17 protein-coding genes are annotated in these 19,978 nt (G+C 41.5%); 8 read left to right on the forward strand and 9 right to left on the reverse strand.

Going from position 1 to position 19,978, the window contains the following annotated elements; genetic code table 11:
* Positions 1-17: 17 nt before the first annotated feature.
* Entirely contained in the window at positions 18-722 is a 705-nt protein-coding gene (locus F5613_RS05240; RefSeq protein ID WP_068180449.1) for an SAM-dependent methyltransferase, read from the reverse strand.
* A gap of 49 nt (positions 723-771) precedes the next feature.
* On the opposite strand from F5613_RS05240, the gene F5613_RS05245 reads away from it, so the two are divergent.
* The gene (locus F5613_RS05245) at positions 772-2,151 is read left to right on the forward strand and encodes a methyltransferase RsmF C-terminal domain-like protein (RefSeq protein WP_179398989.1); all 1,380 of its coding nucleotides are present in this window, start codon (positions 772-774) and stop codon (positions 2,149-2,151) included.
* Here the strand turns inward: F5613_RS05245 and F5613_RS05250 are convergent, their stop codons facing one another.
* On the reverse strand, positions 2,152-4,242 hold the full coding sequence (locus tag F5613_RS05250) for an RNA degradosome polyphosphate kinase (RefSeq protein WP_179398990.1): 2,091 nt from the start codon (positions 4,240-4,242) through the stop codon (positions 2,152-2,154).
* Positions 4,243-4,299: 57 nt separating this feature from the next.
* On the opposite strand from F5613_RS05250, the gene F5613_RS05255 reads away from it, so the two are divergent.
* The 4 genes from F5613_RS05255 to F5613_RS05270 all read left to right on the forward strand — a co-directional run bounded on the left by F5613_RS05255 (position 4,300) and on the right by F5613_RS05270 (position 8,555).
* Positions 4,300-4,794 (forward strand): metallophosphoesterase family protein, encoded by a 495-nt coding sequence (locus tag F5613_RS05255; RefSeq protein WP_068180460.1) that lies wholly within the window; start codon positions 4,300-4,302, stop codon positions 4,792-4,794.
* A 4-nt stretch (positions 4,795-4,798) separates the two neighbouring features.
* Positions 4,799-5,374 (forward strand): acyltransferase, encoded by a 576-nt coding sequence (locus tag F5613_RS05260; RefSeq protein ID WP_079683733.1) that lies wholly within the window; start codon positions 4,799-4,801, stop codon positions 5,372-5,374.
* Between the two features lie 468 nt (positions 5,375-5,842).
* On the forward strand, positions 5,843-7,714 hold the full coding sequence (locus F5613_RS05265) for a S41 family peptidase (protein WP_179398991.1): 1,872 nt from the start codon (positions 5,843-5,845) through the stop codon (positions 7,712-7,714).
* A 226-nt stretch (positions 7,715-7,940) separates the two neighbouring features.
* A complete protein-coding gene (locus tag F5613_RS05270) occupies positions 7,941-8,555 on the forward strand; it encodes a hypothetical protein (protein WP_179398992.1) in 615 nt (204 codons plus the stop codon).
* A gap of 37 nt (positions 8,556-8,592) precedes the next feature.
* Here F5613_RS05270 and F5613_RS05275 read toward each other — a convergent pair whose 3' ends face one another.
* Both F5613_RS05275 and F5613_RS05280 read right to left on the reverse strand, forming a co-directional pair.
* On the reverse strand, positions 8,593-9,633 hold the full coding sequence (locus F5613_RS05275) for a glycoside hydrolase family 53 protein (RefSeq protein WP_246303359.1): 1,041 nt from the start codon (positions 9,631-9,633) through the stop codon (positions 8,593-8,595).
* The gene (locus F5613_RS05280; RefSeq protein ID WP_179398993.1) at positions 9,630-11,810 is read right to left on the reverse strand and encodes a TlpA family protein disulfide reductase; all 2,181 of its coding nucleotides are present in this window, start codon (positions 11,808-11,810) and stop codon (positions 9,630-9,632) included. The genes F5613_RS05275 and F5613_RS05280 overlap by 4 nt, the downstream gene beginning before the upstream one ends.
* 254 nt (positions 11,811-12,064) lie before the next feature.
* Here F5613_RS05280 and F5613_RS05285 point away from each other — a divergent pair, with 254 nt between their 5' ends.
* Complete coding sequence (locus tag F5613_RS05285; RefSeq protein WP_179398994.1) at positions 12,065-12,700, forward strand: hypothetical protein; 636 nt, start codon at positions 12,065-12,067, stop codon at positions 12,698-12,700.
* A gap of 115 nt (positions 12,701-12,815) precedes the next feature.
* Here F5613_RS05285 and nadC read toward each other — a convergent pair whose 3' ends face one another.
* Together nadC and F5613_RS05295 are read right to left on the reverse strand one after the other, a co-directional pair.
* A complete protein-coding gene (gene nadC / locus F5613_RS05290) occupies positions 12,816-13,655 on the reverse strand; it encodes a carboxylating nicotinate-nucleotide diphosphorylase (RefSeq protein WP_068180470.1) in 840 nt (279 codons plus the stop codon).
* A 5-nt stretch (positions 13,656-13,660) separates the two neighbouring features.
* Positions 13,661-14,032, reverse strand: a complete 372-nt coding sequence (locus tag F5613_RS05295) for a DUF4783 domain-containing protein (protein WP_068180472.1) — start codon at positions 14,030-14,032, stop codon at positions 13,661-13,663.
* An 86-nt stretch (positions 14,033-14,118) separates the two neighbouring features.
* Here F5613_RS05295 and rlmH point away from each other — a divergent pair, with 86 nt between their 5' ends.
* Positions 14,119-14,592, forward strand: a complete 474-nt coding sequence (gene rlmH, locus F5613_RS05300; RefSeq protein ID WP_068180476.1) for a 23S rRNA (pseudouridine(1915)-N(3))-methyltransferase RlmH — start codon at positions 14,119-14,121, stop codon at positions 14,590-14,592.
* A gap of 81 nt (positions 14,593-14,673) precedes the next feature.
* Here rlmH and aroC read toward each other — a convergent pair whose 3' ends face one another.
* The 3 genes from aroC to F5613_RS05315 all read right to left on the reverse strand — a co-directional run bounded on the left by aroC (position 14,674) and on the right by F5613_RS05315 (position 17,638).
* Positions 14,674-15,744 carry a chorismate synthase gene (gene aroC, locus F5613_RS05305; protein ID WP_179399533.1) on the reverse strand — a complete coding sequence of 357 codons (1,071 nt, stop codon included), beginning with the start codon at positions 15,742-15,744 and terminating at the stop codon, positions 14,674-14,676.
* Between the two features lie 66 nt (positions 15,745-15,810).
* Positions 15,811-16,416, reverse strand: coding sequence for an FKBP-type peptidyl-prolyl cis-trans isomerase (locus F5613_RS05310; RefSeq protein WP_179398995.1), 606 nt, complete (start codon positions 16,414-16,416; stop codon positions 15,811-15,813).
* A gap of 49 nt (positions 16,417-16,465) precedes the next feature.
* On the reverse strand, positions 16,466-17,638 hold the full coding sequence (locus F5613_RS05315; protein ID WP_179398996.1) for a MalY/PatB family protein: 1,173 nt from the start codon (positions 17,636-17,638) through the stop codon (positions 16,466-16,468).
* Positions 17,639-18,120: 482 nt separating this feature from the next.
* Between F5613_RS05315 and ilvD the strand changes: the two genes are divergently transcribed.
* Complete coding sequence (ilvD, locus tag F5613_RS05320) at positions 18,121-19,953, forward strand: dihydroxy-acid dehydratase (RefSeq protein ID WP_068180484.1); 1,833 nt, start codon at positions 18,121-18,123, stop codon at positions 19,951-19,953.
* Positions 19,954-19,978: the final 25 nt, after the last annotated feature.

Genomic DNA, 19,978 nt, shown 5'->3' on the forward strand with positions numbered 1-19,978 from the left:
TCGGCCAATAAATCCGTCTATTTATAGATAAGAAATATAGTAGGCTTCTTTGATAGGTCCGGAATCTTGCCGGCCCATTCTTTTACCGGTTTTGTTTTAATATATTCATCCTCGCAGGTAATGTTTGACGCGATACATAATTTGGTGGAAGGGCGGCAGGTGCGAACCAGCTCTTCTGCCAATTTGTTATTCCGGTAAGGCGTTTCGATAAACAACTGTGTTTCGTGCTCGCTGTAAATACGCTGTTCAATTTGCTTGATTTTATTGGTGCGTGCAACGGCATCGATCGGAAGGTAACCGTGAAAAGCAAAACTCTGGCCGTTAAAACCCGAAGCCATCACAGACATTATGATAGACGAAGGTCCCACCAACGGAACTACCGGATAGTTCTTGCGTTGTGCAACGGCGACCACATCGGCTCCCGGATCGGCTACAGCCGGACAACCCGCCTCCGAAATTACACCCACAGACAATCCTTTACTGAGCGGCAGCAGGTAATCTGCAACCATTTCGGGAGAAGTGTGTTTATTCAACTCATAAAAAGTAAGCTCGTCGATTACAATCTCCGGGGCCGTTTTCTTTAGGAAACGACGGGCTGTACGTACATTTTCCACAATAAAATGGTTGATAGACCGAATAATATCTTTGTTATATTCCGGCAAAACCTGCCGGTGATCTGTATCACCCAGTGGAACCGGGATAAGAAAAAGTGACGCTTGCATACCTATATTTTTTTGCAAAAGTACTAATTTTACCCCAAATATACGTGCAATGGCATTTCCACCGGAATTTATTACGAGAACAAAGGCAATATTGGGAGCCGAATACGAGCAATTGGAAGAGGCATTATCAGCCGATGCGCCAGTCAGCATCCGCATGAACCGAAAAAAGAGTGACTATACTCCTGCAGGCGAACCCGTACCGTGGAGCCATACGGGATACTACCTTCCGGAACGATTGTCCTTTACATTCGATCCGCTTTTCCATGCCGGTCACTATTATGTGCAAGAGGCCTCTTCCATGTTTCTGGAGCAGGCCGTCCGTCAGCTTATAAACGAACCCGTAACTTGTCTGGATCTCTGCGCATCTCCTGGGGGCAAATCTACCCTTCTGCTTTCTACATTGCCGGAAGGAAGCCTTCTTGTGAGCAATGAAATAATACGGACGCGTAGTCACATCCTGGCCGAGAATCTCAGTAAATGGGGATATCCCGCCTCAATTGTTACCAATAACGACCCCACAGAGCTGGGCGAATTAACCCATTTTTTTGATGTGATTGTAACCGATGTTCCTTGTTCCGGAGAAGGAATGTTTAGGAAAGATGCCGGCAGCATGGACGAATGGAGTCCGGCTAATGTAGAATTATGTGCCGGCAGACAGCGCCGGATACTAAACGATGTATGGAATGCCCTTAAACCCGGTGGGCTCCTGATATATAGTACCTGTACATACAACACAGAAGAGGATGAAGAGAATGTGCAGTATATTGTCGAACAACTGGGTGCCGAACCTGTGTCATTGGATATACCGGACACGTGGCAAATTTCGGGTCCGCTTAAATACAACCATCCTGTTTATCGTTTCTTCCCCCATAAAACCAAAGGAGAAGGATTCTTTCTGGCCGTTTTGCGTAAAGACGAGGGCGAAATAATCCGTCCGCGCCAGTCGAAAGACAAAAAAGGGAAAGATAAAACGAAAGCCCCAGCGGTTCCTGTTCAGGCAGAAACGTGGATACAGCATAAGGACCAGTATCAATTTGAAGTGCGAGGCGAGACTGTACGGGCCTTTCCTAAAGAATATTACCCACTGTTACAACAACTGTACAGCTTATTGAAGGTGATCGGTGCTGGCATAACACTGGGTGAGGTAAAAGGCAAAGACCTTATACCGGATCAGTCCTTAGCACTTTCGTATCACCTAAACCGGGAGGTATTCAGCAGTTGTGAAATAAATTGGGAAGAAGCTATCAGGTACTTGCGTAAAGAGGCTCTTGTCTTGCCTCCGGATCTACCCAGAGGATATGTGTTGCTTACCTATAAAGGGGCTGCTCTGGGATTTGTAAAACATCTCGGTAACAGAGCCAATAACCTATATCCGCAGGAATGGCGAATTCGTTCGGGTTATCTGCCAGATAAGGTCAGACTACTCTGATCATCGCTGTTTATCCAGAGCATACCGGTCTCTCAGGTAGTTGTAAATACATACCTGGGCCCGTGTCTTTACGGGATTATCGTCACGTTTATAGATATTGTTCAAGTGTTGGTCTATGCGGCAAGCCTTTACATTATCCTTCAGTTGAATACGAAGGATATCGATAATCTCCTCTTTGTGTATCGGATCCAGAATAGGGAAAGCTGTCTCGATGCGGCGGTTCAGGTTCCGTTGCATCCAGTCGGCCGACGTCATATACAAATCTTCTGCACCGTCGTTGTAAAAATACCAGATGCGGGAATGTTCCAGAAACATATCTACAATCCGGGTAATACGTATGTTTCTACTATAAGGCTGGTCAGGCACGAGGCAGCAGATGCCACGTACAATCAATTCAATCTCCACTCCCTGCTCGCTGGCATTGTAAAGCTCATTGATCATGTTCTTGTCGTGCAGTCCATTCATCTTCAAAATAATCTTTCCCTTTCTGCCCTCATTAACATGTTGTATTTCGCGGCGTATCATTTCAGTAAGGGTGGGTACCATATTGAATCGGGCTACCAGTAAGTGCGAAAAAGTAGCTTCGCATATCCGTCCTTCCAGTATGGCAAAAACCTTGTTGATGTCGTTCACCAGCTCTGTCTGCGCAGTAAGGAGTGCAATATCCGAATAGATCTTAGCCGTTTTCTCATTGAAGTTTCCGGTACTCAGATAAGCCAGATGCTTTCGCTGCAAGCCCTCTCTGGTATCCTTCCGAATAATAATGGCAATCTTGGCATGAACCTTCAGTCCGGGAATACTGTAAATGATCCGGATGCCCGCCTGTGTCATCTTTTCGGCGGTCAGCATGTTATTCTCCTCGTCAAAGCGAGCCTTCAGTTCAACAAATACAGTCACCTTTTTCCCATTCTGCGCCGCGCTGATAAGTGTATTTATCACTGCCGAATTTTCGGCAACGCGGTACTGTGTAATCTTTATCTCATCCACTTTCGGATCGAAAGCCGCTTCCATCAGCAGACGGATCAGGTAGTCGAACGACTGATATGGGAAGTGAAGCAATACATCCTGCTTTTTGATAGCTTTTATAACCGATCCGATTTCGTCCAGGTAAGGAATTCGCATGGGTAACAATGGCTTGCTCTCCAGCTCTTTTCCCCTTGGATTGGGTAATTTATTCAGATCCTGCAAATTAAGATAACGCCCGCCCACTACAAGATCGTCGGGAACAATCCCAAATGCGTCACAAATAAACGAAAGGAAGTCGGAAGGCATAGCCCGGTCGTACATGAACCTGCTAAGTGCCCCAATTTTACGTTTCTTGACTTTCTTACGTATCTTCTCCAGTATATTACCTGCCTTTTCGTCTTCAATATAAATATCCGCATCCCTCGAAATCTTGATGCTATAACAACTGTCTATTATATATCCCGGAAATACACTCTGCAGGTTGGCCCTGATTATATCGTCTATAAACATTACGTAATGCTTTCCCTCGTGTTCGGGGAGTTCGATAAATCGGGGTACTTTGGCATAGGGAATCTTCATCAGCGCATAGTAATATTCCGGAACATAGTCCGGATCATTGAGCCGCTTACTGCGTTTTATCATACGGATGACCAGGTAAAGCCGGCGGTCGCGGATAAAGGTCCGTATCTCACCAGCCTGTATCATTACGGGCGATAGAAATGGAAATACCTCTTCGTTAAAGAAGTTATGAACAAATTCCTCGTGAAACGGCTGGGGTACACAGTTCTGATAGAGAAAGATATTCTCTTTATTCAGTGCCGGAAGCACCTGCTCCGTAAAGATACGGTAATATTCGCGCTGCTGTCTGTTTACCTCCTGCGTAATCTCCTCCAAAGTCTGTTCCGCCTCAGCATAACTTTCATCGGCATACTGCTTTTTCATGATTACACCCCGGTGTTCTGCTACCCTTATTTCGTAGAATTCTTCCAGGTTAGAGGAATAGATGGACAAAAACTTTATTCGTTCATACACAGGAAGAGTTTCATCTTCCGCCTCCAGTAGTACCCGGTAGTTGAAAGACAGCCAGCTGATATCCCGTTTAAAGTATTTGTATGAATTTTCCATAGTTAGACACTTGTTGTCCGTAAATATAGGTACTTTTGTGATAACAACGATACGGAAATGATTAAAATTGGACTTCTTTCGGATACACATGCCTGGTGGGACGACCGCTATGTAACTTATTTCTCCGGGTGCGACGAGATTTGGCATGCAGGAGACATCGGTTCAGAAACCCTTGCCTTGCAGCTAGCCTCAATTAAGCCATTCCGGGCGGTGCATGGAAATATAGACGGATATCCGCTTCGTATACAATACCCCCGGGTGCTTCGGTTTAAGGTTGAGGAGGTTGAGGTACTGATTACACATATCGGAGGATATCCCGGCCGTTATGCTCCGGAGATTAGGGAAGAGCTGTTCTCCAATCCACCCCAACTTTTTATTGCAGGCCATAGTCATATCCTGAAAGCTCAGTATGACCCCAAACTTCAATGCATGCACCTTAATCCAGGAGCCGCCGGTAAGAGTGGATTCCATAAGGTCCGTACATTGATGCGTTTTGTAATAGACGGTAAACAACTAAAAGACCTCGAAGTAATAGAACTTGGTAACGAATAAACATATGGATAACTTTAAGGCACACGAAACCGCCGTGATCGACCCGGGTTGCATAATCGGCGAAGGAACTCAAATCTGGCATTTTAGCCACATTATGACAGGGAGTAAACTAGGTATGAACTGTAACATCGGTCAGAATGTGGTTGTTTCGCCCGGTGTTATTCTTGGAAATGGAGTAAAAGTTCAGAACAATGTATCCATCTACACAGGTGTAACGTGCGATGACGATGTTTTTCTCGGACCATCGTGCGTGTTTACCAATGTGATTAATCCGCGTAGTTTTATCAGCCGGAAAGATGAATTTAAAGCAACGCATGTCGGCAAAGGAGCAACTATCGGGGCCAATGCTACCATTGTCTGTGGCAATAATATTGGGAATTACGCACTGGTGGGTGCCGGCGCAGTGGTTACCCGTCCGGTCCCCCCCTTTGCTCTGGTAACCGGTAATCCAGCCAGACAAACAGGTTGGGTGAGTAAATACGGCCACAAACTGGACTTCGATTACAACGGACGGGCCTGTTGTCCCGAAAGCGGTGAGTGGTATCGCTTTTCCGATGGAGTTGTTATAAGTGAAGGATAATATTCTAGAAGGTACAGTCTCCTTTATTTTTCAAAGATATATGATTGCAACTCCAAACATATATCTTTGAAAGCAATTTTCATATAGATTTATCAATTATTCCTCTTGATAAATTCTTAACTACATTTGATATAAAAAGTCACGAGAAACCATACAAAAAGTATATACATTTTGCATTAAAAGTCCCCACAAATATTCTCTATTATTTTCTGAAAAGAAAATTAATTTAAATACACCCGAAACTTAAACAGAAGAGATTCCTTTTTCTTTTGTCATTGCTTTTTGATTATTCTATTGCAAAGACGTAAAATAATCAAATAAATATTGTTTAACTTTTGGTATATGATATATATACGAAATAGTAATATATTTGCCCAATTACTAAATCAACTTGTTAAGTAAAAGCATCTGCTACATTCTAATGAAGTAGAATCAGAATAAGTTATTACTAATATTATAAATGTCAAAATGAAAATCAAAGATATAAAAAGGGATGTACTAAAGAGTGTTTTGTTTTTTACGTTATGTATTGTTCCGCTATCTGGTATAGGCAATACTAACACATCCTGGGATAATAAAACACTTTCTAACGAAGAAATTGAGCGAATTCACGGATTATCCCGTATATATGGATATGTGAGATATTTCTATCCGAATGAAAATCTTAAAAGTCTTGATTGGTTTAAATTTTTAATATATTCTATTTCACAGATTGAACAGAGTAAATCTGATGAAGATTATAATCAAATACTTTATAAACTGTTTACACCGATATGTCCTCAAATCAGGATAAATGAATTAGGTAACCTATCTTTAAATAAGATGGATATTAGTCAGTCATTTTATATTGTAGAAAACAAAAATGAATCCAGTGGAATTGTTAGTAATATTAGGCATATTTCAGAGTTTAGAAGCTTTTATCCAAGTCCAGATTCTATTTATAAATATAAAATAAATTCTAAACTAATTGTTGGATTTCCAATTGCAGTTTCCAGTTTACCCCTAAAATCAAAGGAATTAACATCTTTGATATCAAAAACGAATCGGATTAAATTAAAACTTTTTTCCAAATCATTATTGGGGACCTTGGTGTCCGGAGGCTCAGAGTTATCTTTTATTAAATCTTACGAAGCCCGATTGGCTAATGAAATAATGAGATACAATATTGTTCAGCATTTTTATCCTTTTTATTTCGAAGACAAATTAAACGAATCATGGGAAATATCATTTCAAGAATATTACAACAAAATTGCAAATTGTAAGAATTTAAAAGAGTATTATGATCATGTATGTAATTTATTAAGTCTGTTGAAGGATTCGCATGCCGATCCTAATTTTTCTGTTTCAATGGGTTTGGCGGCTACTTATGCTTCTTCCTACTACCCGGAAATAGAAACAGTCCTACATGGTAATAAATTGTATGTTAAGAATGTAGGTGAGTCAAATAGACAAAAGATTCAAGCAGGTGATATTATTACAAGCATTAATAATGAGAGCGTAGATGATGTAGTTGCTAATAAGTTGAAATATATTTCATATTCAAGAAAGGAAACTGGTCTAAAAAAAATATTTGCAAGTAAATTATTTGAAAGCTATAAAAAAGATTCAATAATAACATTAGCTTTAGTAAATAATCGTTTTGACAATCAATCTGTGTCTTTAACTACTAATTTGGCAAATCCTTATCACCTGGATACGGTTTTTATAAAACATTATAATGATTCGATCTTTTATATTAATCTTTGCTGCATAAATGGTAAATATGAAACTATTAAAGAACGTATAAGTGAAATAAATAATAATAAAGGAATAATATTTGATTTGAGAGGCTATGCTCAACCCTATGCTTTAAGTATTATCGCTAATATTATTGATACTACGGTATCTTTGGGAAATTTAAAACAGCCGGTTACCTATTATCCTGATCATTTAAGGGAAAGCTATATCTCTGCCGAGAAATGGCACATAGCCCCTTTTAATTCAAATTTGAGTGACGAATATGCCAAACTATATCAGTATCAACCTCCTGTTAATACCAAACTGAAGGGACCTTATGTTTTTCTTATGGATGCTTCTTCTATAAGCTTCACAGAAACATTACTTGATATTGTTAAGGCATATAAATTAGGTCCAATAATTGGAGAGAACTCTGCTGGATGTAATGGAGATTTGATGTTTACTAAATTACCAATAGCATCATTCACAATGACTGGATGGAAGTTTATAAACAGAGATAATACCCAACATCACAGTGTCGGAATTATACCTGATAAATTTGTAACTAATTCAAGTCTGGTTGATCTGCAACTAGACACGGCGATTAAATATTTGCTGAAATAGGATTAAACTATCATATATGAATCTTTTTAGATTTCTCTGAATAGGTTTTTAGTGTGATTGTATTAAATGAAGAGTTGTTTCCGACTATCATTAATATATTATCAAACAATTGTTAATAATAACCAATCATTACTAATACTCTTTTTGTTAAGGAATAACCAATTATCTTTGTGAATTATCAATTATCATTTGTCCTTTTATTTATTAATTATATACCAACTAATCAATGAAAAAGATGAAACGTATTTTATTCCTTTTATTCCTGACATGTAGTGTATGTTTGGTTACTGCGCAGAAACAAGTAAAATCGGGTTTACTTATTAATGGAGGTTCGGGTACTGTTAATCCGAATTTTAAATTGCCTTTAGAAGATGGAATAAAGTTTACTGAAGCAGATTATAAAATGAATTTATCATTAGGCTATAGATTTCGCTTTCTAAATTCTTTCTCAGTACCTTCTGTTTTTATTGATTGGGATAGTTATATTGGAATGAAGTCATGGAACTCAAAGTATAGAAGATCGTTTTTGGAACCGCCTACAAAAGAAATATCAACACAATATTATTTTATAAGTACCGGAGCATCTCTAAATTACAGACTTTATAAAGGTCTGAGCCTTGGCGTTGGCTTAGAACCTTCTTTTGTGTTTTTTCAGGAAGGAGAAGATAATACGAGAAAGTTTGACGCACCTCTTCTCGGGAAACTTGCCTATGATTTTGGATTTATGGAAATAGGCGTAAATTACAAACATGGGCTTACGAACATGATTAAATCTGATCTAATCAATTCGGGGAAATTCCGAGATTGGCAAATATCCATATTTATTCCGTTAAGCAAATAAATAAAGAAGTAAGTAAGAATCGATACAGTTCGATTCCTTACTTAAATGCATCCAGGGCTTGGGTTGGTCTGCCGTTATCACCCCAACAGCTGAGGGCATATTTGCTCCAGCTGCGAGCTCCCTGGGGTTCCCAATAAAAGACACCTTTTCCTTTGTTTGAGGGAACTTCAGTGACTTTACTTATTACGGCTTTAAGCATGTCGTAAGTATTCTGAACCTTGGTGTCTTCGCCACCTACTTCTACAACCATAACATCCTTATGGAAGCGACTTACCATGTCGTTCATATTGTTGCCTAAATCGTCGATCGACAATGTATAGTCGGGTTTACCTTCTAGCCAGTAGGGGTAGTAAGACATCCCGATTATATCATATTTAGCTCCGTATTTTGTGGCATTGTCGAACCACCAGCGAAAACGTTCGTTGTTATTGCCCTGATCCACATGGAGGATCACCTGCGAAGAGGGTGAAACCTCTTTAACGGCATCATAGCCTTTGTTTAGCAGTTCCACCAGTTGAGGCCAGTTATCGGTACTTCCTTCCGGATAAACCATTCCGGAGGGAATTTCATTCCCTACCTGTACCCATTCGGGGGTCACTCCTGCCTCTTTAAGTGCTGTCATCACATCGGCGGTATAGGTGTACAAAGCCTCCTTCAATTGCTCGAAGTTCAGCCCTTCCCATGCTTTAGGCTTTGTTTGATGCGCCGGATCGGCCCAAGTGTCGCTGTAGTGGAAATTAATCATAATACGCATTCCTGCTTTTTGAGCCCTGACAGCCATTGCAACGGTTTCATCTTTGCTGCAATGCCCGCTGTGAGGGTTATCTGATGGATCCACCCACGTACGGAGACGCACGGAATTTATCCCGTGATCTTTTAATATCTGGATACAGTCCTCTTTAACCCCGTTGTCGTTATAAAAAATATATCCGCTTTTTTCCATTTGGGGAAGCCAGCTGATATCAGCCCCTTTAGCAAAGGCACTGCTATCAGAGTCGGTTTTTCCTTCCACTTTGTTACAGCTCATCAACGAAATAAGCCCGGCTACAAGGAGCCAAAGTTTTGCTTTCTGCTTCATGGTTGTTTTGTTAAATACTTTGGTAATTCAAATTCAAAGTTATGCATTTGAAAGTCATCATTCCATACTTTACCCTCTTTATTAATAACAATATAACGTGGGATACCGTTGAATTTAAACAATTGTCGGAGATAATTCATTTCATCTGCACTAATCCGATGAATATTTTTCAACTCTTGTTCGGCTACAAATTTATCGTAGTCGTTACGGGGAGATGTCCGGTCGTCGGTTATAAAAACAAAATCAAAATCCGGATTTCCAGCGTATTTGGCTCGCGTATCTTTCATGTTTTTGATACCACCAACACACGGTCCGCAGGTAGTTGCCCAGAAGTCAACAAACAGAACCTTCCCTTTCAGAGGATCAATAATTTTACGAAAGATGTTTGTTCCTTTACCTTCCGGAAGGTCATAGGCTGTTTTTTCATCCGACGGAAAAACTAAACCATAGATCCGTCTGGCTTCATTTTTAAGGAATGGATTGGTAATCCCTTCAGAAAAAGTAGTTAAGTATATGTCGGCATACTCTTTTTTAAATTTTTTGAGTGAGTAATTCAAGGAACGAACTTTGGCAATTTCATATACAAGATTTGGTTCCAGATGAAGACTATTAACCAGCAAAGAATCTTTGGTTCTCCATTGGATAAGTTCTTTTTCATGCTCTGAAACATCCTTTATTCCCTCCTTTCTATAGGAATCCAATTGTGTTTTGACTTTTTTATAGATTGCCTGGGTAAAATCTTCTTTCTTTTTATATTCGGCCTCTATTTCCGGAGTTATTTCAACAAATCTTAATTCATCCAGCCAAATTATATGCTTTGTTTCTTCAGGTGTAAGCAGATGATCTTCTTTTATATTTTTCAAATACTGGTAAAAGCTAATTGATGGAGTGACATATCGTTTGTAAAATGATTGCGAAAGAGGGGTACAATACTCGAAACGGTTTATGAAAGTACTGAATTCCGGAGATATCAATAATTCTTCATTCTGAAGGTCAATTGCTTGCAGAAAATCATAGAAATCCGACGGTAGAGGTGTTTGTAAGGCCGCATTTTCTTTGTTTGCTCTAGCGCTGTAACTTCGGTTACTTTCATAATCAAACAAGTAGCTTGCCCACGTTAGCAGAATGTTGTTTTTGAGTATACGCACAGCTTTAGGAGATAAGGATTTTTCTTTTGCTGATAAATCCAGATTAGACAAATTCTCATCCTTCAAAGCTATTTGCTGCTTTAGTAATTCATTTGGATCCAGTTTATCTCCCATTTCGTACAGTTGTCTGTAGTCCGGAAGTTTAAGGGTGAAGCTGTTTAACTCCCTATTTAATGATGCTAAAGAACCAAGATATTCGATTCTTTTATAAATATAAGGCATATTCCTTTTCCTGTCAGCTTCAAGAAATTCGGTCCAATCCAGAATCAATCCAACCGTTTCTCCTGGTTCAATGTAAAAAGGAATCCAGCTTTGCCTGAATGTTATGTTGGTGCAAATAGGATGATTAATTTCAAAGTCGGCTTTAAAATAACCATCGGAATCGATTTGGGCAACTATGGGATAGTCTTCGCGAGTTAATACATTGCCAATATAAAGAATACCGGTTGTGAATCCTGCTCGCGGATCATAGCCCTTTATGTATCCTCTCAAGCGGGCAGTATCTTTACGAAAGAAGGGTGGGTTTTCTGCAGGACTTTTCTTTGGACTCTCTACTTCTGTTTTAACTTTGCGAATCATTTGTGCCGATTTCAAATCTTTTGTATTATCCGGGCGGGCTTTTTTGTCAAGGTTGATTCCGAAGAAATCAGGAGTTTCGCCTTCACCGAAATTGATTTTCTTTACAGATTTATTGATTGGAGGAAAAATAAGGACCAATGTTGTATCACCTGATTCAGGCATATAAGTCTCCTTTCCGAACTCAGTTCCCTCAATTCCAGTAGCAAGAAGTTTTTCACCGGAGGGATCAGCCTGAATATAGGCATCACGTCCAAACTTTATCCACCATCCAGGAATAAATGTACAATGTAATGTAAGTCGGGTTTCCTTATTGGTAAGCTGTACTTGCTCAATATGGTAAATTCCGACTTTTGTAAAATCGACCGATGGGTTTGTTATCTTTCGGTTTTTTGCCGGTAAAAGGGTTGCAATACAAAGAATAGCAAGGGAAAGTGCAATTACTCTTTTCATGGTTTACATATTAAAGTTGAAAATAAATATAGATTCAATGCTTAAAAATAATCTCTACTTTCTTTATTGAAGAAAGTTTCTTTACAAATATATATAATTATTTAATTTATATTAGTTGATTAACTTTTATTTTGTAATTCTAGGTAACAATTAATTTATGATCATTTGACTCGGGGATGATGATTTAAATGTTATTTGAAAATGAAATATTAAAGAGAGATATTCGTTATTTATTGTATAAAGACATATGTGATATGAAAAAAGTAATAGTTTGTCTTCTGCTAGCCCTGTCAAATTTTTCTTTGCTCTCCTCTCAGGTGATTAAAATTGAAAATGGTCTTTCAATTTCATCAATGAATTCTACTAAATTCAATTTGTTGAATGATAATCTTTATACATATTCGGTATTTGTAGGATGTGACTATCTGGAGCATCGTTATTTTTATCTATCAAGCGGAATTGGCTACATTCAGAAAGGAGGGGTAGATAATGTTATTCAATTAGATGAAAATACTCACCCACTGAATACTATTTCGATGAAAGGGAAATGGGATTATCTGCATTTAAACACAAGTTTTAGAATTAAGTATCCTTTTAAGAAAAACCATTTATATATAGGTGCCGGACTAAAAGCAGATGTTCGGACAAGTTCGACAGATAGCAATCACTCTTATTTGCATGAGGGTTATAAAATGGCATCAATTATTCCAGGAATGAAAATTGAGATGGGATTTAATAGAGAGATGAAGAGACTGATTATAGGTGTCAATGCATCCTATTTGATTGATTTCAAAAATGCTGGGAAAAGTATTCTTCTCATTGATGGAGCACACAATAACCTTAGTGCATCAAATGCCTTATTGTCGTTTACTTTAGGATATAGGTTGTGATTGAATTGGTTGAACCAATTATGGAAGGCTGATTGAGATAGGTAATGAAGGGGGGGTGAAATAAGAAAGCGGATTCCGCTAACAGAATCCGCTTTTAAGTATGTGTTTGTATTTATTAGAAAGCCTTCAAACTCATGTCCAGACTCTTTACAGAGTGGGTGAGGGCACCAACCGAGATATAGTCGACGCCACATTCTGCATAGTCACGCAGTGTTGCGAAGGTGATACCTCCCGACGATTCGGTCTCGAAACGGCCGGCAATACGGCGAACCGCCTCCTTGGTATTTTCGATGTTGAAATTGTCAAGCATGATACGGTCAATACCACCTACACGCATGGCCTCTTCAAGCTCGTCGAAATTACGTACTTCAATCTCAATTTTTAAATCCTTGCCTTTTGCTTTCAGGTAATCCTGGGCACGGGTAATTGCCTGAGTGATTCCACCGGCAAAATCAACGTGATTATCCTTAAGTAAAATCATATCGAAAAGTCCGATGCGGTGATTTACGCCTCCGCCAATCTTTACAGCCTCTTTCTCTATCATTCGCATACCCGGAGTTGTTTTACGGGTATCCAGTACACGTGTTTTGGTTCCTTCCAGCGCTTTTACGTACTTACGGGTAGTGGTGGCAATACCGCTCATTCGCTGCATAACGTTCAGCATCAGGCGTTCGGTCTGCAAAAGCGATTGAACTTTACCTTCAACCGTCAGCGCAATGTCTCCCACCTTCACTTCCGTACCGTCCTGGATAAATACAGTAACCTTCAGACTTGGGTCGAAATGATGAAAAATACGTTTTGCCATTTCAACACCTGCCAAAACACCGTCTTCTTTAATGATTAACTGAGACCTGCCCATGGCGGTTTCAGGTATACAGGAGAGGGTAGTATGATCGCCGTCGCCCACATCTTCGGCAAAAGCCAACTTAATAAGTTCGTCTATCAATTGATCCATATATGCTATTCTATTCTGATTGATTGAATTAAAATTGAATCACCTGCAATTTTGTAGGTAATGTTCACGCGGTAACTAAACTGACCGCAAGACAGTTTTCCAACATAAAAGCCGGTAGTCTTCTTTTCCGCCTGATGCACCACCGTAAAGCCGCTGGGCTTATTGGCAGAAAAGAAATTGGACAATAATTGGATGGCTTCCGAGCCCGGACAGCTTTTCGTTAGCGAAGGCAGTGACAGGTCCACCTCTTTGTCCATATTATTTTCCAGAGCAGAGGCATTCCCGTTGGTAAAAGCTGTAGCAATAGGATTCACATTTGCGGCATAAAGACCCAGTGAAAGAACCAATAATGCCAACATCATAGTTATTCTTCTCATATGCTTTCTTCCTTTTTGCGTTATAGCGTACAAAGGTATGTATTTTTAGTGTAACTTAGCCCCTTAAACAGGTTAAATATAGGTAGATGAAGATTTCACTTATTGTAATTGGTAAAACGGATGCCTCCTATTTTGTGGATGCAATTAACGAATACAAGAACAGATTGGTTCATTATATCCCTTTCGAGATGGAGATTATTCCGGATATAAAGAACGTAAAGAATTTAAGGGAAGAACAACAGAAGGAGAAAGAAGGCGAGCTGATTTTAAAGATGTTACAGCCCGGAGATTACCTGGTTTTGCTTGATGAACATGGTAAGTCTTTTACCTCCATGGAGTTTGCAACCTACCTCGAGCGGAAGATGCATGTAGTATCCAAGAGGTTGGTCTTTGTGATTGGAGGACCTTATGGATTTAGCGAGGCAGTCTACAAAGCCGCTTCCGAAAAGATATCGCTTAGCAAAATGACCTTTTCACATCAAATGATACGGCTTATTTTTGTGGAGCAGATTTACCGGGCCATGACCATCCTTAACAACGAACCCTATCACCACGAATAAAGACAAAAACTAAAAACCGGTCCGCATCCCCTTTCAATCGAAGAAGTTGCGGACCGGTTCCTTTTTCCTGTTAACTATCAATTATCCTCTTGTCTTCTGTATAAGCAGATAGTCTAGAATAGTCATAGCCGCCATAGCCTCCACGATGGGTACGGCTCTGGGTAAAACACACGGATCATGTCTTCCTTTGGCTTTCAGAATCGTATCTTCGCCAGTTTTGGTAACGGTTTGCTGTTCCATCAGAATGGTAGCCACCGATTTGAATGCAACCCGGAAGTAGATATCTTGTCCATCTGATATACCACCTTGTATTCCGCCGGAATAGTTGGTATGGGTATTGAATTTACCGTTGTCGTTATAAAACCGGTCGTTCCGTTCGGAGCCACGGTAAAGCGCAGCCTCGAAGCCATCACCATATTCAAATCCCTTAACGGCATTGATGCTCAGCATGGCACTTCCCAAAGCCGCATGGAGCTTCCCGAAAACCGGCTCACCCAATCCTACCGGAGTACCTTTAATAACACACGTAATAACACCACCGATGGTGTCACCCTGCGATTTTACCTCGGCAATCAACTCCTCCATCTCGGCCGCTTTTTGCGGATCCGGACAACGAACCGCATTGCTTTCGGTAAGACTCAGGTCGTAAGCCTGGTACGATTTATCCAGTTTAAGAGAGCCTACCTGCGAAGTGAAAGCCTGAATGTGAACACCCTCCTGCATAAGTACAAGTTTGGCAATAGCACCAGCCACGCAACGGGCGATGGTTTCGCGGGCCGACGAACGTCCCCCTCCACGATGGTCGCGTATGCCGTATTTGGTCTGGTAGGTATAATCGGCATGCGATGGCCGGAATACCTCTTTCATATTGTCGTAATCGGCCGAATGCTGGTTGTCGTTCCAGATAATAAATCCGATGGGAGTACCTGTGGTTTTCCCCTCAAATACACCCGAGAGGAATGTCACCTCATCGGCTTCCTTCCTGGGAGTCGTGATTTTGGACTGCCCCGGTCTGCGTCTGTTCAACTCGTTCTGGATAAAGGTCATATCCAGTTCAATACCAGCCGGACAACCGTCTATAACTCCGCCTATACCGGCTCCGTGCGATTCGCCAAACGAAGTTAACCTGAATAAATTTCCGAAAGTGTTCATCATAATCCGTAGTATGGTAATTAAAAAGGGCAGCCTTACGGTTGCCCTCTAGTAACTATTTCTTAATTAGTGACAGCCGCAACCGCTTCCGCAACCGCCTTCTTCCTTTTCTTCACCGCTACCGCAGCCACAACCGCCGCTACCGCAGCCGCCGCCTTCGCCGCTACCACAACCGCAACCACCTGCAGGAGCAAGTAATTTAGCCAGTTCTTCTGCAGTAGGCTCATGTACGTCAAGTACTTCACCTGTAAAATGCAAAGTTTCGCCAGCCAATGGGTGGTTAAAGTCCATCTTGATTGTATCTTCTCCAACTTCCAGTACAGAACCGTTCAAACGGTTACCGGTAGAATCCATCATAGGAACTGTGTTACCTTCCTGAATCATTTCGTCGTCGAATTTACCATCCACTTCAAAGATATGTTTTGGAAGATCAAGAACATGTTCTTCATCATATTCGCCATAGGCATCGGCAGGAGACAGAGAAAAGTCAAACTTTCCGCCAACTTCCAGACCAGCCAAAGCTTTTTCGAATGCAGGGAGCATGGAGTCCGTGCCAAAAATAAAGCTAAGAGGGGCTTCAACAGATGCTCTTTCCATCAATTCCTGTTCTCCGCCTTCACCAACGTTAAGGTCGTAAGTAACCGAAACGAACTTATTTGCTGCAATTTTCATTTGTTTTTATTTTAATGTATATTCAAAAAATGTTTGCAAAGATACTAAATTATTTTTGTTCAACCGCTTTCTTTAATCGGTTCAACGACTCTTCTATAACAGAACGGGGGCATCCAATGTTCATGCGCATGTAGCCTTCACCCTCCTTGCCGAAAATGCTTCCGTCGTTCAACGCCAGACCTGCTTTATCTTTGAACAACCTCGTAAGTTCGGGTTGCGACAAGCCAAGACCTTTGCAGTCGAGCCAGATCAGGAAAGATGCCTGGGGCTCGTAGGCTTTTATCTGCGGGAGTTTGTTTTTAAGGAAATTATCTACAAAACGCACATTTTCCATAATGTAGGTCCGCATCTGTTGCAACCATTCCGCTCCGTACGTATAAGCCGCTTTGGTGGCTTCGTAGGCAAAAATAGTGCCGTCGTTGTACTCACCCGCTTCCAGAAAACCGTAAAACTCTTTGCGCAGTTCCGGATTGGGAACAATGGCATACGAAGTTACAATGCCTGCAATATTAAAGGTTTTGCTTGGAGCCATGAATGTGATGCTGATGTTGGCAGCAGTTTCGGAAGCATTGGCAAAAGGCAGGTGCGGATATTGCGGGTAGGTGAGTTCAGCATGAATCTCGTCCGAGATCACCAATACACCATGACGTGCGCAGATATCTGCCAACTTCGACAAGGTTTCCTTGTTCCAAACAATTCCGGCCGGATTGTGAGGGTTGCAAAGAATCAATACCTTGCATCCTTCTATAACCGATTCAAGCTGTTCGAAATCCATCTGATAAACCCCTTCTGTAAGTTTCAGCGGATTGTATACAACGGTACGCTTCATCTTCTCGGGAACCAAACGGAACGGATGGTACACAGGCGACTGAATCAGAACCTTATCGCCGGGATTTGTGAAACATTGCAGCGCAAAAGCAATCCCTTTAACGATTCCCGGAATATAGGAGAGAGATTCTCTGCTTATTTTCCAATTATGCTTATAGTCAACCCAATTGATAATGCTGTTGTAATAATCATCGTCGGCAAATGTATACCCGAACACTTCATGCTTGCATCGCTCCTTCAGAGCGTTGACAATAAAATCGGGGGTGCGGAAATCCATATCCGCCACCCACAGAGGTGTAAGGTCCGGATTGCCGTAGCGTGCCTTCAAGGAATCTACTTTTATACAATTTGTACCTCGCCTGTCAACAATTTCATCAAAATTATATTGTTTCATACGTCTAATAATTAAGTAAAGGAGACATACAATCGCAGTTAATACGATTCATAATCTCATTAAACCGGCCAAAGATACAAATTAATTGTTTTCTGCTTAATGATTTAACAGACATCCTGTCTTTTTAACTCCCTGTTAGTATCCTTTTAGCTTCTATATCGGGGCAAAGAGAGCTGTTTTTATATTAAAATGGAATATAAAAGAGTGGTATTATTTATAAATGAAAGAAAAAGTAATAAAAAATGATGAATTCTTTGTAAGAACAAAATATTGTTCTACATTTGCGCCATCGTAATATAGATTAAAAAGCGAAATATGATTAACAGCATTCTACATAGCATTATTCTCGTGGTGGTTCTTCTAGTCATTAGAAGATAAGAGAAAGGTGTGTAAAGAATTGCGTGTTGTAAGAAATTCTTAAAGCCTTTCTCCGTTGAGAAGGGCTTTTTTTATAAACAGAAAAGGAAAGGAAACGAAGGATAATGAAAAATCAATTAAGAAGTTCATATAGTACTCAGGGCCGCAGAATGGCTGGAGCACGGGCCTTATGGCGTGCCAATGGTGTGAAAGAAGAGCAATTTGGCAAACCAATTATCGCAGTTGTCAATTCATTTACCCAATTTGTACCTGGTCACGCCCACCTGCATGAAATTGGTCAGCAGGTAAAAAAGCGGATCGAAGCATTGGGCTGCTTTGCTGCCGAATTCAACACCATCGCCATAGACGACGGAATCGCTATGGGACACGACGGGATGTTGTATTCCCTTCCTTCCAGAGACATCATTGCAGATAGTGTGGAGTATATGGTTAATGCCCACAAGGCCGATGCCATGATCTGCATCAGCAATTGCGATAAAATTACTCCGGGTATGCTGATGGCCACCATGCGGCTGAATATCCCAACCATCTTTGTGTCCGGCGGACCAATGGAGGCGGGCGAGCTGGATGGTCAGGCGTTAGACCTGATCGATGCCATGGCAGATGCAGTGGACGAGACCGTGAGCGACGAACGGGTAAAACGAGTGGAACATGCCGCTTGTCCCACCTGCGGAAGCTGCTCGGGTATGTTTACCGCCAACTCCATGAACTGCCTCAACGAGGCACTTGGACTGGCACTGCCGGGTAACGGCACCGTTGTGGCAACCCATGCAAACCGGAAACGATTATTTGAAGATGCGGCCGATCTGATTGTAGAGATGGCCTATAAATATTACCGCGATGGAGATGCAACGGTATTACCCCGTTCCATTGCGACACGTACGGCATTCTTAAACTCCATGGCGCTGGATATAGCGATGGGAGGATCAACCAACACAGTATTGCACCTTTTGGCTATCGCCCACGAGGCTGAGGTGGACTTCACCATGAAAGACATCGATGCCTTGTCGCGTACAACACCGGTTATATGTAAGGTAGCTCCCAGTTCGTCGTACCATGTTCAAGACGTAAACCGTGCTGGAGGAATTATGGCCATCATGCAGGAGCTTATAAAGGCCGGTCTGGTGGATGGCAACGTACACCGTGCCGACGGACGAACATTGAGCGAAGCCGTGGAGGCGTTGAGCATAACCAAAGCCAATCCCGATCCTAAGGCTGTAGATCTGTACAAGAGCGCTCCGGCAGGAAAATTCAACCTGGTAATGGGTTCTCAATCTTCTTCCTATAAGACATTGGATACCGACCGCCAGCAGGGATGCATCCGCGATGTGGAGCATGCCTATGTAAAAGATGGCGGATTGGCCGTGTTGTACGGAAACATTGCCGAAGGCGGATGTGTTGTAAAAACAGCCGGTGTAGATCCCAGCATATTTAAATTCAACGGACCAGCCAAAGTATTTGATTCGCAGGATGCCGCTTGCGAGGGTATTTTAAGAAATCAGGTAGTGGCCGGCGATGTGGTGGTGATAACCTACGAAGGGCCCAAAGGCGGACCGGGTATGCAGGAGATGCTTTATCCTACCACCTATATAAAAGCAAGACATTTAGGAAAAGAGTGTGCGCTGATAACCGACGGACGTTTTAGCGGAGGAACCTCCGGCTTGTCCATCGGCCATATCTCTCCCGAAGCTGCGGCAGGCGGAGCGATTGGACTGGTTCGTAACGGCGACACGATCGAAATCAATATCCCCGAACGATCCATTCGGGTAAAACTATCAGACGAAGAGCTGGCAGCACGCAGAAATGAGGAGGAGGCACGCGGCCCCAAAGCCTTTACACCGCCTGCTCGTCAGCGTACGGTATCCAAGGCTTTACGAGCCTATGCTAAAATGGTAAGCTCCGCCGATCAGGGAGCGGTTCGAATTGTAGAAGATTAAAAACGCAGAACAAAGAAGCTATAAT

This window comes from Macellibacteroides fermentans, assembly GCF_013409575.1.
GTDB classification, from domain to species: domain Bacteria; phylum Bacteroidota; class Bacteroidia; order Bacteroidales; family Tannerellaceae; genus Macellibacteroides; species Macellibacteroides fermentans.

Coding starts and splice junctions, on each gene's coding strand:
- aroC (WP_179399533.1), bottom strand. CDS start 15,744: ATGAACACTTTCGGAAATTTATTCAGGTTAACTTCGTTTGGCGAATCG.
- F5613_RS05245 (WP_179398989.1), top strand. CDS start 772: ATGGCATTTCCACCGGAATTTATTACGAGAACAAAGGCAATATTGGGA.
- F5613_RS05240 (WP_068180449.1), bottom strand. CDS start 722: ATGCAAGCGTCACTTTTTCTTATCCCGGTTCCACTGGGTGATACAGAT.
- ilvD (WP_068180484.1), top strand. CDS start 18,121: ATGAAAAATCAATTAAGAAGTTCATATAGTACTCAGGGCCGCAGAATG.
- F5613_RS05265 (WP_179398991.1), top strand. CDS start 5,843: ATGAAAATCAAAGATATAAAAAGGGATGTACTAAAGAGTGTTTTGTTT.
- F5613_RS05295 (WP_068180472.1), bottom strand. CDS start 14,032: ATGAGAAGAATAACTATGATGTTGGCATTATTGGTTCTTTCACTGGGT.
- F5613_RS05280 (WP_179398993.1), bottom strand. CDS start 11,810: ATGAAAAGAGTAATTGCACTTTCCCTTGCTATTCTTTGTATTGCAACC.
- F5613_RS05255 (WP_068180460.1), top strand. CDS start 4,300: ATGATTAAAATTGGACTTCTTTCGGATACACATGCCTGGTGGGACGAC.
- F5613_RS05310 (WP_179398995.1), bottom strand. CDS start 16,416: ATGAAAATTGCAGCAAATAAGTTCGTTTCGGTTACTTACGACCTTAAC.
- F5613_RS05275 (WP_246303359.1), bottom strand. CDS start 9,633: ATGAAGCAGAAAGCAAAACTTTGGCTCCTTGTAGCCGGGCTTATTTCG.
- nadC (WP_068180470.1), bottom strand. CDS start 13,655: ATGGATCAATTGATAGACGAACTTATTAAGTTGGCTTTTGCCGAAGAT.
- rlmH (WP_068180476.1), top strand. CDS start 14,119: ATGAAGATTTCACTTATTGTAATTGGTAAAACGGATGCCTCCTATTTT.
- F5613_RS05270 (WP_179398992.1), top strand. CDS start 7,941: ATGAAAAAGATGAAACGTATTTTATTCCTTTTATTCCTGACATGTAGT.
- F5613_RS05285 (WP_179398994.1), top strand. CDS start 12,065: ATGAAAAAAGTAATAGTTTGTCTTCTGCTAGCCCTGTCAAATTTTTCT.
- F5613_RS05250 (WP_179398990.1), bottom strand. CDS start 4,242: ATGGAAAATTCATACAAATACTTTAAACGGGATATCAGCTGGCTGTCT.
- F5613_RS05260 (WP_079683733.1), top strand. CDS start 4,799: ATGGATAACTTTAAGGCACACGAAACCGCCGTGATCGACCCGGGTTGC.
- F5613_RS05315 (WP_179398996.1), bottom strand. CDS start 17,638: ATGAAACAATATAATTTTGATGAAATTGTTGACAGGCGAGGTACAAAT.